Origin of the sequence: Thalassospira sp. A3_1 (assembly GCF_017744215.1) — a bacterium.
Classification (GTDB): domain Bacteria; phylum Pseudomonadota; class Alphaproteobacteria; order Rhodospirillales; family Thalassospiraceae; genus Thalassospira; species Thalassospira lucentensis_A.
Genome location: NZ_JAGHQQ010000001.1, coordinates 506035 through 520837, shown reverse-complemented (window position 1 = coordinate 520837; position 14803 = coordinate 506035). Strand labels below are relative to the sequence as shown.

The window sequence follows — 14803 nt, the reverse complement described above, 5'->3', positions numbered from 1 at the left end:
CCTGTTTGCGGCATCCCTGATTGCAGTCACATCCACCCCCGCGCACGCACAGGAATGGATATGTGGCCCTGACTTTGGTTCTGCCAAAATTGACGTGGCCAATATTGATTGGGCTGGCGCGCGTGGCGGTGATCTTCCTGTCATGCCGGTACGAATGGCAAGGTTTGATGCTGTTGATGCCCTGATGACAGCCGCGCAAGCCGATGTCCTATGGCGTCTGGCCGATATCGCCTTTGTGCCGGAATTTGAAAATGCCGCGCTTGTGTTGATGAAGGGCACAGCCAATACCATCACCGGCCTCGTCGCATATGACCAGAATCCGGATTTTGCCGGGCGTCACGTTGCCGACATGCAGGATGGCGCAGGCGGGTTGTGGCAGGAAAAGCTTCTGGAACAGGGGCTTGTGATCCTTCTGCCCGAAGGCGACCGCCCGATTGATACCCTGATTAAAGCCGAACAATCCGCCATGACGCAGCAGGCGGGACTTTGGGCGACCAGCCAAAACCCGGCTTACCATTATGCTGGTTCATCGGGGCTGGCGGGTGATCTGCCCGATGCCGCGCAGGCCATCGGGCGGTTTGCGGTGATTGACGGGATTCTTGAACGTATCGAAGACCGGGAATGGCGCAGTTACCTTAATTTCGGTGCCAACTGGCGCGACGATTTCACAGTGATGATCGACCGCGACCGTCGTGACGCCATCGCCGCCACCGGGCAGCGCATGGAAGACTGGATTGGCCGCAAAATCCGTGTCCGCGGCCTGATCGAAGACCGCGGTGGCCCCTATCTTGAACTCGCCAATCCGGCGTCCCTGTGTGTGGAACAGTCTGTCGGTCAGCCGTGAACGGCTTTGGACTTGTCCAATAACACTTTAGACGTGTAGAAGAATGGGACGATAGATTCCAAGAGGCTCCCCAATGCTTTATCCCGAGATTGAACCCGCTTATTCCGGCTGGCTGGAACGGCCCGACGGGCACGAAATCTATTGGGAAGAACTTGGCAACCCTGACGGCATTCCGGTGGTTTTCCTGCATGGCGGGCCCGGTGCCGGGATGTCGCCAAATGCGCGGCGCTTCTTTGATCCCGAAAAATACCGGGTGATCCTGCATGATCAGCGCGGTGCCGGTAAATCCCGTCCGTTCGGCAGTCTTGAAAACAATACGACCGACCATCTGATCGGCGATATCGAAGCCCTTCGTGAGGATCGCGGTATTGATAAATGGCTGGTCTTTGGTGGTTCGTGGGGATCGACGCTGTCGCTGGCTTACGGACAGGCCCATCCGGAACGTGCCTTGGGCTTTGTCCTGCGCGGGATATTCCTGTGCCGGGATCAGGAAATCGACTGGTTCATGGATGGCATGGGCAAAATCTTTGCCGAGGCCGAGAAGAAATTCCTTGCGGCTGTGGGGTTTGATCGCAATCCCGGAAGTGCTGCCCTGCTGAAGCGATTTGGTGATGTCTTTGCCGGCAAGGAAGGCGAGGCCGCTGCCATTGCCGCGGCGCGTGCATGGTCGGGCTATGAGGCCACCTGCTGCACATTGCTTCCCGATGACAGTCTGGTCGAGGATTTCGAAAGCGACGGGATCGCACTTGCGCTGGCGCGGCTGGAGCATCATTACTTCGTCAATAAGGGGTTTTTCACGCCCGACCAGTTACTTCAGAATATGGATCGCATTCGTCATTTGCCCGCCCGGATCATTCAGGGCCGCTATGACATCGTCTGCCCGCCGGTTTCCGCGTTTGATTTGCTCGCGACATGGCCGGATGCTGAAATGAATATCGTTGAGGATGCCGGTCACGCGGCAAGTGAGCCGGGGATCGTGCGTGAACTTGTGCGCGCCACGAACTCCTTTAATGGCACCGGATTTGATAAAAATTAAAACTGCCGGTTCATTGTTTTGTTGTCTATATCATACGGTTGGGTAGTATACGCCCGACATGATCTTAGAGGGGACTAAGTTGATGCGGTTGGTTTTGGGGAAAATCCTTGCCTTGCTTCTGGTGGCAGGATTTGCAGGCGCTGCACAGGCGCAGCAATTTCTTGGAAATAATAACGATTCCGGCCTGCTGGAATTTTCGACCGGTATGGTCGATATCACGCAGGATGACGAGGCGGCTGAATTCCGTCTTGATTACCGTTTCCAGCATGCGATGTTTGGCGTTGCCCGCCCGATTGCCGGTTTGATGGTCACCAGCGACAAGGCGGCACACGGTTATGGCGGGATTGCGATGGATGTGCTTTGGGGCGATCACTTCGTTTCAAGCATCTATACCTCGGTCGGTGCCTATCATCAGGGTGACGGCGAAGACCTTGGTCACTGGATCGAATTCCGTTCGGGCCTTGAGCTCGGCTTCCGCTTTGACAGCCGCGAACGTCTGAGTCTTGGCATTGCTCACATTTCGAATGCCAGCATCGGCGACGAAAACCCGGGTACGGAAATTCTGTCTCTGACCTATGCGATTCCGATCGACGCCATCTTTAACTGATCTTCGCTTTGGAACGATGCACCAAGCCCCGGTATCTGCGGGGCTTTTTGCGTTTCTGGTCAATGAAGGGCGAAATTTGGTTCGCTGCCGGATTGATCGCAGCTATCGAAGCTGCTAATTGAATGCCTCTTGCCGATAAAGTGCGCCCGTAGCTCAGCAGGATAGAGCACCAGATTCCTAATCTGGGGGCCACAGGTTCGAATCCTGTCGGGCGCACCATTTTTCCAGCACCAATATTTCCCGTCTATACAGAATAAGTTGTCAACAATAGATAGCTAAATGGGTAACTATTGTTGACGACTTATGTGGAAGGTATATAGTTACCCATATGACTAACCATGATGTCCATTTGAATCGTCTTTTCCACGCGCTGTCTGATCCCACTCGGCGGGCAATCATAATGCGCCTGAGCGAACGGGAATGCGCGGTCGGTGAATTTTTTAAACCGATGCCGATGGCGCTGCCGACACTGCTCAAGCACATCCGGGTTCTCGAAGAAAGTGGCCTTGTAACTTCGCAGAAAGTGGGGCGCGAGCGGGTCTGTCAACTGAAACCTGAAGCGATGCATGAAACGAACAAGTGGCTTGCCGACCAACGGGCGATTTGGGAGGGACGCATGGATCGGATGGAAGCTCTTGCTCTCGAACTTCATGCGGAGAAAGCACAACATGACACAAGCAAACCAAGAAAATAACGTTGCCTTGAATATCTGGTCACGTGATCGCGAAATCGTCTTGTCGCGCGTCGTTGCAGCGCCGCGAGAACTGGTATTCAAAGTCTGGACCGATCCCGAGCACCTGCCGAAATGGTTTGGGCCAGAGGGCTTTGGTGTCGAAACACTGGAAATCGACATTCGTGTCGGGGGGCGTTGGCGTTTCATTTTTTGGGGACCAGATGGAAAACGCTATGACAATCGGATGGTATTTCTGAAGGTTGATGCCCCGCAATTGCTGGAAATGGACCATGGTTCGGACAAGGATAACGACCCCGGTCGGTTCCGGGTCATCGTCACATTCGATGAACAAAACGATGGCAAAACCGTCGTAACGTTGCGCCAGCTGCACCCGACAAAAGAGCAACGCGAGGCTACAATTGGCTTTGGTGCCGTTGAGTTTGGTTATCAGACACTCGATAAACTGGTACGACATGTCGCGGCCATGCAAAATGCCTGATTGCAAGCGGCTTTAATCTTGTGCAGCACGTATCACGTGCTGCACATGAAAATCGTTTGCAAAGCATGAAAAACTTAGCCTGCGATCCTTACTGATGGTCAGAATTAGCTGTCGGGCGGCTATTCTTCCGAACGACCCGTACCTTCCCGATCCCGTTCATAGTGCTTCGCAAGCGGAAATTCAGGCAGCCAGTTTTCGCGGCGGATGGTCCAAAGTTCGTAGGTGGGCTTTAACTGATCGGGGGCATCAAGCGACCCGATATTGACTTCGATTTCATCCCCGCTATGCCCGAAAACCGATGATCCGCAGGTCGGGCAGAAATAGCGCCCCTGATAATCGCGGACGTCGCCTTCGATTGTTACCGCATCCTCGGGATAAACCGCCGATGCATGAAAAAGCGTGCCGTGATGTTTCCGGCAATCAAGGCAATGACACAGGCCCACGCGGTATGGCTTTCCGGATGCCACAAGCCGGACTTTGCCGCACAGGCAACCACCAGTGATTTTGTCCATTGGCTTCCTCCTTTGTGAAACTGCTGTGCTTACTGAATGCGGGCGTCCGTACCACAATACTCGATCAGAAGGTCGGTTAGGGCGCGAACCTTTCTGTCGGGATGCTGGGATGGCGGGCGGACAACATAAATGCCCGCAGGTGGAATGGGATAACGTTGCATCACGGGAACAAGCGCGCCCGACGCAATATGATCGCTGATCAGGCCATCGGGAAGATAGCCGATGCCAAGCCCCGCAAGTGCGGCTGCAACCAGTGCTGTGCCGTTATCGGCCTTGAAGCGGCCTTGCGGGCGAACCGTGATGACTTTGTCGCCATCCATAAGTTGCCATGCTTCGTTTCCCTTCATAAGAGCCTGATGCAACTGCAATTCTTCCGGTGTTTCGGGGGCACCGTGCGCTTTGATATAGTCAGGGCTCGCAACAACCGTTCCATAGATCGGTCCGACACGTCTTGCGATCAGGTTGGAATCCTGAAGATGTCCAAGGCGCACGGCGCAATCAAATCCCCCCTCGATCAGATCGACGACGTGATCACTGTAACAGGTATGGATATGCAGCAGGGGATAGCGCTTTGCCATTTCCGACAGTATTGGCGCGAAGTGATCAGGCCCAAAGGAAAGCGGTAAGGAAACCCGCAAAAGTCCGCAAAGCTGGCCGGTCGGCAGCAGGGTTTCCCTTGCCTCGTTGATTTCGGCCCAGGCTTTGGCCGCATGGTCGCGGAACACGGCCCCGGCTTCGGTCAAGGAAGCCCCGCGCGTGGAGCGCGTCAGAAGCTGAACGCCAAGTTCCGCCTCCAGCCGGATCAACCGCCGACTGACGACAGACTTGGACACGCCAAGCCGACGCGCGGCGGGTGTAACACCACCAGTATCAGCAACTTCTACGAATGTTTGTAGATCTTCTATGTCCAATTTGGTGTTCCCGTTTTTGCGACACAGCGTAGCAGAGTTGGTCGGTACCGCAACATCAGCAGCCATGAGAGTTTGGATATAGCCGCAGCCCAAGAATGACTTGCGGCAGAATAATCACACGATAGCTGCAGAGGATTATCATGACTTTTCGTAACGGCCTTGACTCACTTCTTCGCCCCGAAGATTCGGTACTCGTCCTTATCGATCATCAGCCCTACCAGCTTGCAAATCTGAACAGCCACGATCCCCATATGGTGATCAACAATACAGCAGGGTTGTCAAAGGTTGCCAAGGCGTTTGGTGTGCCCACCATTCTGACAACCGTGATCGCCGCCCAAGGTGGTCGCCTTTTCCCGCAGATTACGGATGTATTCCCCGGGCAGGAAATTATTGACCGGACATTGATCAACACCTGGCAGGATCCAAAGGTGGTGGATGCGGTCAGGGAAACCGGTCGCAAGCAGCTTATCATTGCAGGTCTTTGGACCGAGGTCTGTGTCGCGATGCCAACGATACAGGCGCTTGGTGAAGGCTGGGATGTGACGGTGGTGACCGATGCCTGCGGCGGTGTTTCGGTCGAAGCCCACGAAGTCGCCATCCAGCGCATGATTGCCGCCGGGGCAAACATGATGACATGGCTGGCCGTTGCATCCGAATGGCAACGTGACTGGGCCCGGACCGAACATGTTGCCGAAATGGCCGAAATCCTCAAAGACCATGCCGGTGCAAGCGGCAGTGCCTTCCTGTGGGAACAGCAACTGCTTAACACACCGGTTCCAAACGCCCGGGACTGATCCGGGCGGGGATGACGAAAGTGCCCCCCTGCAATGCTGGCCCTTGGCCTGCCTCGTCATCCCCAATTTATCCTTACGCCGTCTGACCGGTGATCGGGTTAACCGATATCACCGACATTGAGCTTCATTTCACTGGCCGTCGATTGTCAGGGCCAGGCCCGCAGTCATGGCTGCAATTCGCCGAAATCGTGAAGGGGGCGCGCTACCCCATTCACCAAACGGGCTTTGCCCGAACAGAAGCGCGTTTTTAACCAAGGAAAGGACCTGCCAGATGGCAAGCGAGAAAATGCGTAATCCCCATACCGACCAACTTCTGACGCCGCAAAATTCGGCCCTGATCGTCATTGATTATCAGCCGATCCAGGTTTCCTCGATCCGTTCGATGTCCCGCGAAGAACTGGTCTTCAACATCACCAGTGTTGCCAAGGCCGCGGTCAATTACGACCTGCCGATCATCCATTCGACCGTCAATGTCGAAACCGGTCGCAACAAGCCGCCGATTCAGGAACTTCAGGACGTGCTTGGCCATCTGCCGACCTATGATCGTACCTCGATCAATAGCTGGGAGGACACCGGGTTCAAGGAAGCCGTCAAGGAAATCGGCCGTCCGAAACTGATCATGACCGCGCTTTGGACCGAAGCCTGCCTGACCTTCCCGGCACTTGATGCCATTCAGGAAGGCTATGAAGTTTACGTGCCGGTCGATGCGGTTGGTGGAACGTCGCTTGCCGCCCACGAAGCGGCACTCCGTCGTATGGAACAGGCTGGTGTGAAACTGATCAGCCGAGTGCAGTTGTATTGCGAGCTCCAGCGGGACTGGGCACGCGAGGCAACCGTCCCCGGTTTCATGGGTGTCTTTGATAATTTTGACGGCTTCAACGTCGAAAAGGCCGCCGAAAAATAGGCCAGGGGCCTGTTAATCACATATGGCGAATGATGGCGGCGACCGGAACCGGGTTCGCCGCCATTTATTTACCGTCACGCTTTGCGATGGCTTCGCCTGTCAGGAAATACAGAAACCTGCCTGACCACGCACCTATTGCCGATAGCGGTCGGTTCTTCAGGATGCTTCTTTGCGGGGAATACAGCGAAAAGTTGTGACTTCCCAAAATCTTGCTCGTCTTGAAATGATCTTTGCGCCTGCACATATCCTTATATAACGGGCAAATCCGACAAGCCCTTTCATATGGCCGATCCGGCCGGGAGGTGTCAGGTGAAGAACTGGATTCGTCTTCCGAACAGCGAAGGCAATTGCGTTGCAGCGTCCAAGAATGCCGCAGGTTCAACAAATTCCCCATCCGTTACCGTTCATGAACGCGAAATAGGACGCAACGGGTTCCTTGGGCCATCGGCCCATATTTATCACAAACATCCCCCCGCAGGGTGGGCATCATTCGAAGGGCCACTTCGACCGCGTGCCTTTGATCTGAACAAACTTGCCGCCGGGCCGGATTGCCCCTTGCAGGCGCGCCGCATTCTGCATAATGCGGTGATGGAAGTCCGTTACTGGCGGCTGGATGGTAAAATGCATGCGCTGGCGCGTAATGCCGATGGTGATACGCTGGCCTTTGTGCATAACGGCAATGGTGCACTTTATTGCGATTACGGTCACATGCCCTATCGTGATGGGGATTATATCCTGCTGCCGCGCGGTACGGCCTGGCGGTTCGAGGCATCCGAACCATCGGAATTCCTGTTTGTCGAGGCAACCAATGATGCCTTTGGCCTGCCAAACGAAACCCAGTCAGCCGGTCATCCATCGATCAATCCGACCCGTTTTGAAGTGCCACGAATTGACGATAAATTCCGCGCCCAGCAGGACGAGGCCTATTGGGAAATTCACATCAAGCGTCGCAATGCGATTTCGACACTGACCTATCCCTATAACCCGCTGGATGCGGTGGGCTGGCAGGGGGATCTTAGTGTCGTGCGGCTGAACTGGCGCGATTTGCGACAGGACCGCCAACCGGGCCAGCCGGTCCCGCCCGCGGCACACAGCACCTTTGTCGCCAACCGGTTTGCCATCAGTACCTTTGTGCCGAAAATTGGCGAAGGTGAATCAGGGACGCTTCGCGTGCCGTTCTATCACTCGAACGAGGATTTCGACGAATTTATCTTCTATCACCGGGGTGAATTCTACAGCCGGGGCAATATCAAGCCGGGCATGGCAACCTTCCATCCCAGTGGCTTCCCGCATGGACCGCATCCATGTTCGTATCAGAAAACCATGATCAGGGTGCCGGTCGAAACCGACGAGGTGGCGGTGATGATTGATTGTGCGGAAATGGTCAATATTGACGAAAGCATTCCGGACGGAGCGGAATGGAAGGCCTATGTCAACACCTGGGAAAAGGCGAAAGAAACACTGTGATGCCATGCTCATGGTTGCACGTGCTTGTTTCAAGACGGCTTTCTGCACTTTTGTGACCATTCGGCATTGATCTTCGGATTTGTTTGACCTATCCGGAACGTTAAGGGTTTCATCAGCATGTCCCGGTAATCTGCTTATCTGCAAAATGCCGGTTCCTTTGTCATGGACTGGCTTGCGCGATAGTATAAGCTTGGCAGCGGCACTCGTGGCGTAAACCTGACAGCGCAGATGGCCAACGAATAGAATTTGTCGGGATGGGTTGATCAAAGCCGAGAATGACCAAACAGCAATTAGCAAATAATAAAGCAAGCATGTCGTCTTCTGGTCGTGCAGGTCAGCCGGATGCACTGTCCTGTTTGCCCGCGTCATTCGTTACCCGTGGTGTGCGGACACCTTTCACGACCAAAAGCCTGCGTTATGCCCGTGTGCTGATTGGCCAAAGCGGTCGCACGCTTGTCAGTCTGCCGGGGCTTTCGGGCGGGCTTGGTACCTATGAAATGCCGCTTGAAACCCTGCGCGAGGTTTTTGATCTGTCGGTTCATGACCGGATGCTGTTTGACCGCCTGATCACGCTTGAAAAATTCACCCCGGAAGTTGTGCGCGAACATGCGCGTGCGGTGGCGGTAACCGGTGTTGGCGGTGTCGCGCTGGCGCGTGCCGGAATTACCGGCAACAAGGAAGAAAAAGCCGCGCGCGAACTCGGGCAACTGACCCTGCTGTATCAGGCATTGCGCCAGCTTGGCGGTAATGACGTTCAGGACATGAAACGCGAAGACCTTCTGACGATGGAAGGCCAGATACGCGCACGCAAGGCATTGAACCGCTTTGCGGCGTCAGCCGGTCTGGAAAACGATTCGATCATTGATACCCTTGGCGAATGGAGCGTTCTGAGCGCGCCGGTCGGCCTTGGGATCGAAGGTTGTGAAGGGCCGCTTCGCCTTCTTGCGCTGGGTTTGCAGAAACTTGCCGGTGACGTTGAGGAATGGTCGATTTCCGAACAGTCAGATTTCCGTTTCATGGCGACCCGTGTGATCAATGCCGCCAGCGCAACCAACGATCATGCGGTGCGGGTGCTGCGCAAAATCGATTTGTGGAATAATGAACTTGGCAAGGTTCTCAAAGACTGGTCCAAAGCCAGGGACGACCTGCAAAAGGATATCGGCCGGTTGTGGTGGGTGCTTGACGGATGGCAGGAGCTGATTGATTTGTGGCGGTCACGCCCCGGGCATGACAGGGCACGCCAGCGCGAGATTGTCGAGGAAATAGCAAGTTTCGCACCGGTCCTGCCAATCGAAGAGCTTGAGAAACTTGAATATGAATTCTGGGTCGATGTACGTGTTAACCAGATGCTTTGGGCGTCCGAATTGCGCAAACTGGGCAGTGGTGAAATTGACGCCGATATGGTTGACCGGCTGGAGCGGTTCCGGAGGCAGTCGGCGTGAAGGTTGAAAATGCCGCAAACATGGGTGTTTCCCAGCTTGGCGATCTGTTTGAATCGTTAAACAGTTCGGAAATCGCGCGTTTTACACGTGCGATCGAAAGTGACCGTGCCGACCCCAAGCTACCGCTGCCCCATGAACAGATTTTGCAAATTCTGCGTCCGCGTCTGGCGTCGTTAAAACCGGAACGATATCCAACTCCGATGCGCCAGTTCTGCGATCCGTTCGAGGATTTGCTGACGTCGGCACCACCTGCGGAAAAAAGCATTCGCATCAGCCGTTCATCACTGATGCCGATCTGGAAGGTGGTCGAAACGTCCGGCGGTCCTGAAATGACCAAGGCGATTGCCGATATCGAAAAGGCGGCTGCCAAGCGCGATCAGGATATGCTCGAACAGGCTGAACGCCGGATGTGGAAACTGGCGTCGGTCTGTATTGCGCAGGAAATCGAGAATTCGCTGAACGGGGTCAAGACCGAACGCGCATTGGCAACGCGGCTTGGTTCGCGCAGCCATCTTCCCGCATTCGAGCAGATCGGCAAAATCCTGAACGTTGCCGAAGAAATCACCCAGATGCGCAAACGTTTCCCATCGGCCCCGATCAGAAGTCTGGGCACGGCCGATATCAGATGGCTGCGCGACCGGTTTATTGAGATCTCGCAGGAAAAACCGGGATACGAGCCGGTTTATCTTTTGGCGGTTCTGGCGCGTCTGCTGCGTCCGAGCGAGCTTTTCAAACTGATCCGCGTGCTATCGAGCAAGGCCGACGACAGAACAATTTCCAGTACCAATCTGGCGACCACCGGCGATCTGATCATTGATCTTCTGGCCGAAACCGTGACCGAGATTGAACAGGGTATCGGCACTGGCAAGGGCGAGCATCACATCCTGTCGCTTGCCCGCTGGTATGCGTCCGAATTTACCCGGATCACGCGCGAGTTTAATATCCGCAAGGATGGCCGCTGGGGCGAGAAGCTTCTGGAAACGCGCCGTCGCGTGTCAAAGGCGCTGGCCAATACCATGTTCGGCGCCAGTCCGGATCGCGTCATCGATGCCCTGCCGCAGATCGATACCAAGCAGGGGCCGGGTTCTGGCCGTCAGGGTGTGCGTCCGATTTTCGCCCAGCCCTTTGATGAGGAAAAGGTTCTTGCCGCTGAACAATCGGCCGAGGCGATTGCTGAAACCGCGCGCATTTCCCACGTTCTGGCTGCCCAAAGTTCGGCAACCAAGGCGGTGGTCGAGCTCAAGAAAAAGCTGAACCAGATTGGCCGTGCCGGCGTGGATGGCATGGGACGGCTTGATGCTGACGAACTTGATAATGCGCAGCGCAACCTGATGGCGATTGTCCGTCTTCTTGAAATCATCGACGGCCCCGAAGAAGCCGATCTGCTGCGCCGTCGCGGTATGAACGCGCTGCGCGCACTTCAGGGTAAAAAGGCAAGCTAGTCGCTCTTTTTCTTCTTTTATGCTTCCTGATTTTTGCGCTGATCAAGCCAGGTCATGAAAGCCCGAATTTTCGGGTTGCGAGCACGGCCGGTTGGGGTGGTGGCGTAATAATGAAACGGGCTTGCGCGCGGCGGACCAAAGGGGGCGACAATCCGACCGTTGGCCAGTTCGTCCTCAATGGCGAATGTCGGCAGCAAGGCCACGCCAAGGCCGGCAATGGCAGCCTGCATCGCCATCGTGAAATGTTCAAACTTCGGACCGTTTTCCCCATCAATATCGGTAAGGCCACTTGCGGTCAGCCAGTCGCTCCATCCGCGCGGGCGGGTGGCTATGTGTAAAAGTGAATAATCACGAAGATTATTTGGTTTTGGTGAATAATCCAGATTCTCGATCAGTTTCGGGCTGCAGATCGGCACCATTTCCTCGCCATGCAGCAAATGCGCATCCAGCCCCGGCCAGCTTCCATCGCCAAACAGAACCGCAATGTCGATCTGTTCACGGTCAAAATCGGGGATGCCGATGCGCGAAATGAAGTTGATGACAATGTCGGGATGGGTGCTGCGAAAATCGGGCAGCAACGGGATCAGGCAGCGCGACCCGAAAGTCGGTGGGGCGGCGATGGTCAGAACCCCGCCTTCGGCGCCGCCCGACAGGAAGGTCAGGGTCGCGGTTTCAAGCTGATCCAGCGCGGGGCGGATCGCCTGCAGATAGCTTTCGCCCTCTGATGTCAGGACGAGGCGCTGTTTATGGCGGGCAAACAGCTTGCAGCCCAGCCAGTCTTCAAGCCCCTGTATCTGTCGGCTGACCGCGCTTTGTGTCAGGTAAAGTTCCTCGGCCGCGCGTGAGGCGCTGCCAAAGCGGGCGGTCTGCTCAAAACAACTCAGTGCTTTCAGGCTCGGGATGCGGCGGCTCATGATCTAATTGCTCGAAATATGAGGATATTTGCACTTTATCTGGGCTTGTTATCGCTAGTTTATGAGTTTTACGCATAAACTATATCCGATTTATCATTTGCAAGCGCGTCTGCCAATGCCTAGCTTTAGCCCAGAAGCGATAAGCTTTCAGGGATGATGCCGTCTCGCCCTTCTATGGTGTCATCCCTGCTTTGGTTTCAAAAATTTCATAAGGGATCAGGACGATGGCAAGCCGCGCACCTTTTCACTGGGAAGACCCGCTGCTGATTGAAGATCAGCTGAGCGAAGAAGAACGCATGATCCGAGACGCGGCGCGCGCCTATTGTCAGGAAAACCTGCAGACCCGTGTTCTCGAAGCCAACCGGCACGAGATTTTCCACCGCGAGATCATGACCGAGATGGGCGAACTTGGCCTGCTTGGCCCGACCATCCCAGAAGAATACGGCGGACCGGGTGTCAACCATGTGGCTTATGGCCTTGTCGCGCGCGAAGTCGAACGTGTCGATAGCGGCTATCGTTCGGCGATGTCGGTGCAAAGCTCGCTTGTGATGCATCCGATCTATGCCTACGGCAGTGAAGAACAGCGCAAGAAATACCTGCCGAAACTGGCGACCGGTGAATGGGTTGGCTGTTTTGGTTTGACCGAGCCGGACCACGGGTCCGATCCGGGCGGCATGAAAACCCGCGCCCGCAAGGCCGACGGCGGTTTCACCCTGTCGGGATCGAAAATGTGGATCACCAACAGCCCGATCGCCGACGTGTTTGTCGTCTGGGGCAAGGATGACGAAGGTGTCATTCGCGGTTTCATCCTTGAGAAAGGCATGAAGGGTCTGAGCGCGCCAAAGATCGAAGGCAAGTTTTCGCTGCGTGCGTCGATCACCGGCGAGATCGTTATGGATAACGTCTTTGTCCCGGCGGAAAACATGCTGCCAAATGCCAAGGGTCTTGGCGGGCCGTTCGGTTGTTTGAACAAGGCACGTTACGGCATTTCATGGGGGGCGATGGGGGCTGCTGAATTCTGCTGGCATGCAGCACGTCAATATACCCTTGATCGCAAACAGTTCGGCCGTCCGTTGGCCGCCAATCAGCTGATCCAACTGAAACTGGCGAACATGCAGACCGAAATTACCCTTGGTCTGCAGGGCGCGCTTCAGCTTGGCCGGATGCTGGATGCCGGAACCGCCGCACCCGAGGCGATTTCGCTGATGAAACGCAATAACTGCGGCAAGGCGCTTGATATCGCGCGTGTTGCCCGTGACATGCATGGCGGCAACGGTATTGCTGATGAATTCCATGTCATCCGTCATGCGATGAACCTTGAAGCGGTCAATACCTATGAAGGCACGCATGATGTGCATGCCCTGATCCTTGGTCGTGCGCAGACCGGCATTCAGGCGTTTAGCGCCGAGGGCTGAGGACTTTGATGACGGGCGGCACCGATCTTTGGTGTCGCCCTTTTTCCTTTTTGATGACGATCCCGGGATGAAATGATGACCAGCGCGCTTTCTGGACTTCGTGTGCTTGATCTTTCGCGTGTATTGGCGGGGCCTTGGGCCAGCCAGACCTTGGCCGATATGGGGGCCGAGGTGATCAAGATCGAACGTCCGGGGGCAGGCGACGATACCCGCGGCTGGGGCCCGCCCTATGCCAGAGACGCAGCTGGCAACGACACCAGCGAGGCCGCCTATTACCTGTCGGCCAATCGCGGCAAAAAGTCGCTGACGATTGATATGACCAAGCCCGAGGGGCAGGAAATCCTGCATAAACTTGCCGCCGAATGCGACGTGGTGATCGAGAATTTCAAGGTCGGTGGCCTTGCCAAATACCGGCTGGATTACGCATCACTATCGGAAGTCAATCCCAAGATCGTTTATTGTTCGATCACCGGCTTCGGGCAGGATGGCCCATACAAGGACCGGCCGGGTTATGATTTCATGATCCAGGCCATGGGCGGGCTTATGAGCATCACCGGTGCCCCGGATCAGGAACCGGGTGGGCAGCCGATGAAGGTCGGGGTGGCGGTTGCCGATATCTTTACCGGGCTTTATGCGACGATTGGTATTCTGGCAGCCCTGCGTCACCGCGATGCGACCGGCGAGGGACAGCATATCGATCTGGCACTGCTGGATGTGCAGACCGCGATCCTTGCCAATCAGGCGATGAATTTCCTGACAACCGGGAAGGCCCCGGGGCGGCTTGGTAATGCGCATCCCAATATCGTGCCCTATGAAGCGTTCCCGACAGCGGATGGTTACATCATCCTTGCGGTCGGCAATGACAGCCAGTTCAGAAGCTTTTGCCACGTTGCCGGGATCGGGCATTTGCCCGATGACGCACGATATACCACCAACCGGTCACGGGTGGCAAACCGCGAAACGCTGGTGCCGCAAATCCGTCAGGCAATGGTGATGAAAACCACCGACGACTGGATTGCCATTCTGGAAACGGCCAATGTGCCGTGTGGCCCTATCAATACGCTGGATCGGGTGTTTGATAACCCGCAAGTCAAACATCGCGATACGGTGCGGTACCTTGATCATCCGACGGCGGGCAAGGTGCCAACGGTTGCCAATCCTATCAAGTTTTCCAAAACACCGATTGCCGGTGAAACCGCCCCGCCGATGCTGGGCCAGCATAGCGATGAAATCCTGCGCAAGGTCGCGGACCTTAGCGATGTGCAGATTGCCAAATTGCGCGAAGCCGGGATTATCTGATGCCACCTTCCTGCTTGGCAGAATGCCCGCCGGTATGAAAAGGT

At 55.6% G+C, this 14803-nt stretch carries 15 protein-coding genes and 1 tRNA gene; 13 read left to right on the top strand and 3 right to left on the bottom strand.

Annotation, left to right across the window (positions count from 1 at the left end; all coding sequences use genetic code 11):
• Positions 1 to 94 precede the first annotated feature (94 nt).
• From J7395_RS02385 to J7395_RS02360, 6 genes are all read left to right on the top strand, one after another.
• Complete coding sequence (locus J7395_RS02385) at positions 95 to 844, top strand: hypothetical protein (RefSeq protein ID WP_142994499.1); 750 nt, start codon at positions 95 to 97, stop codon at positions 842 to 844.
• A 73-nt stretch (positions 845 to 917) separates the two neighbouring features.
• A complete protein-coding gene (pip, locus tag J7395_RS02380; protein WP_209220418.1) occupies positions 918 to 1880 on the top strand; it encodes a prolyl aminopeptidase in 963 nt (320 codons plus the stop codon).
• An 82-nt stretch (positions 1881 to 1962) separates the two neighbouring features.
• Positions 1963 to 2487 (top strand): acyloxyacyl hydrolase, encoded by a 525-nt coding sequence (locus J7395_RS02375; protein ID WP_062948216.1) that lies wholly within the window; start codon positions 1963 to 1965, stop codon positions 2485 to 2487.
• A 142-nt stretch (positions 2488 to 2629) separates the two neighbouring features.
• Positions 2630 to 2706, top strand: a tRNA-Arg gene (locus tag J7395_RS02370).
• A gap of 109 nt (positions 2707 to 2815) precedes the next feature.
• Positions 2816 to 3181, top strand: a complete 366-nt coding sequence (locus tag J7395_RS02365) for a metalloregulator ArsR/SmtB family transcription factor (protein ID WP_062948214.1) — start codon at positions 2816 to 2818, stop codon at positions 3179 to 3181.
• Positions 3156 to 3659: an SRPBCC family protein gene (locus tag J7395_RS02360; protein ID WP_062948212.1), complete on the top strand. Its 504-nt coding sequence runs from the start codon at positions 3156 to 3158 to the stop codon at positions 3657 to 3659. Before J7395_RS02365 ends, J7395_RS02360 begins: the two co-directional genes overlap by 26 nt.
• 119 nt (positions 3660 to 3778) lie before the next feature.
• On the opposite strand, the gene J7395_RS02355 is transcribed toward J7395_RS02360, so the two are convergent.
• Positions 3779 to 4171 carry a GFA family protein gene (locus J7395_RS02355; RefSeq protein WP_062948210.1) on the bottom strand — a complete coding sequence of 131 codons (393 nt, stop codon included), beginning with the start codon at positions 4169 to 4171 and terminating at the stop codon, positions 3779 to 3781.
• A gap of 29 nt (positions 4172 to 4200) precedes the next feature.
• On the bottom strand, positions 4201 to 5082 hold the full coding sequence (locus J7395_RS02350) for a LysR family transcriptional regulator (RefSeq protein ID WP_062948208.1): 882 nt from the start codon (positions 5080 to 5082) through the stop codon (positions 4201 to 4203).
• A 140-nt stretch (positions 5083 to 5222) separates the two neighbouring features.
• Here J7395_RS02350 and J7395_RS02345 point away from each other — a divergent pair, with 140 nt between their 5' ends.
• From J7395_RS02345 to J7395_RS02325, 5 genes are all read left to right on the top strand, one after another.
• The gene (locus J7395_RS02345; protein WP_062948206.1) at positions 5223 to 5876 is read left to right on the top strand and encodes a hydrolase; all 654 of its coding nucleotides are present in this window, start codon (positions 5223 to 5225) and stop codon (positions 5874 to 5876) included.
• Positions 5877 to 6147: 271 nt separating this feature from the next.
• Entirely contained in the window at positions 6148 to 6780 is a 633-nt protein-coding gene (locus tag J7395_RS02340) for a hydrolase (RefSeq protein ID WP_209220417.1), read from the top strand.
• 309 nt (positions 6781 to 7089) lie between these two features.
• On the top strand, positions 7090 to 8247 hold the full coding sequence (locus J7395_RS02335; RefSeq protein WP_209220416.1) for a homogentisate 1,2-dioxygenase: 1158 nt from the start codon (positions 7090 to 7092) through the stop codon (positions 8245 to 8247).
• Positions 8248 to 8558: 311 nt separating this feature from the next.
• A complete protein-coding gene (locus J7395_RS02330; protein WP_231858119.1) occupies positions 8559 to 9689 on the top strand; it encodes a hypothetical protein in 1131 nt (376 codons plus the stop codon).
• Entirely contained in the window at positions 9686 to 11131 is a 1446-nt protein-coding gene (locus tag J7395_RS02325; RefSeq protein WP_209220414.1) for a hypothetical protein, read from the top strand. Before J7395_RS02330 ends, J7395_RS02325 begins: the two co-directional genes overlap by 4 nt.
• Before the next feature lie 17 nt (positions 11132 to 11148).
• Here the strand turns inward: J7395_RS02325 and gcvA are convergent, their stop codons facing one another.
• Positions 11149 to 12045: a transcriptional regulator GcvA gene (gene gcvA / locus J7395_RS02320; protein WP_209220413.1), complete on the bottom strand. Its 897-nt coding sequence runs from the start codon at positions 12043 to 12045 to the stop codon at positions 11149 to 11151.
• Positions 12046 to 12269: 224 nt separating this feature from the next.
• Here gcvA and J7395_RS02315 point away from each other — a divergent pair, with 224 nt between their 5' ends.
• Complete coding sequence (locus J7395_RS02315; protein WP_062948194.1) at positions 12270 to 13460, top strand: acyl-CoA dehydrogenase; 1191 nt, start codon at positions 12270 to 12272, stop codon at positions 13458 to 13460.
• Between the two features lie 75 nt (positions 13461 to 13535).
• Positions 13536 to 14759 carry a CaiB/BaiF CoA-transferase family protein gene (locus tag J7395_RS02310; protein ID WP_209220412.1) on the top strand — a complete coding sequence of 408 codons (1224 nt, stop codon included), beginning with the start codon at positions 13536 to 13538 and terminating at the stop codon, positions 14757 to 14759.
• Positions 14760 to 14803: the final 44 nt, after the last annotated feature.

Coding starts and splice junctions, on each gene's coding strand:
- J7395_RS02315 (WP_062948194.1), top strand. CDS start 12,270: ATGGCAAGCCGCGCACCTTTTCACTGGGAAGACCCGCTGCTGATTGAA.
- J7395_RS02345 (WP_062948206.1), top strand. CDS start 5,223: ATGACTTTTCGTAACGGCCTTGACTCACTTCTTCGCCCCGAAGATTCG.
- J7395_RS02330 (WP_231858119.1), top strand. CDS start 8,559: ATGTCGTCTTCTGGTCGTGCAGGTCAGCCGGATGCACTGTCCTGTTTG.
- J7395_RS02355 (WP_062948210.1), bottom strand. CDS start 4,171: ATGGACAAAATCACTGGTGGTTGCCTGTGCGGCAAAGTCCGGCTTGTG.
- J7395_RS02365 (WP_062948214.1), top strand. CDS start 2,816: ATGACTAACCATGATGTCCATTTGAATCGTCTTTTCCACGCGCTGTCT.
- J7395_RS02360 (WP_062948212.1), top strand. CDS start 3,156: ATGACACAAGCAAACCAAGAAAATAACGTTGCCTTGAATATCTGGTCA.
- J7395_RS02310 (WP_209220412.1), top strand. CDS start 13,536: ATGACCAGCGCGCTTTCTGGACTTCGTGTGCTTGATCTTTCGCGTGTA.
- gcvA (WP_209220413.1), bottom strand. CDS start 12,045: ATGAGCCGCCGCATCCCGAGCCTGAAAGCACTGAGTTGTTTTGAGCAG.
- J7395_RS02340 (WP_209220417.1), top strand. CDS start 6,148: ATGGCAAGCGAGAAAATGCGTAATCCCCATACCGACCAACTTCTGACG.
- J7395_RS02375 (WP_062948216.1), top strand. CDS start 1,963: ATGCGGTTGGTTTTGGGGAAAATCCTTGCCTTGCTTCTGGTGGCAGGA.
- pip (WP_209220418.1), top strand. CDS start 918: ATGCTTTATCCCGAGATTGAACCCGCTTATTCCGGCTGGCTGGAACGG.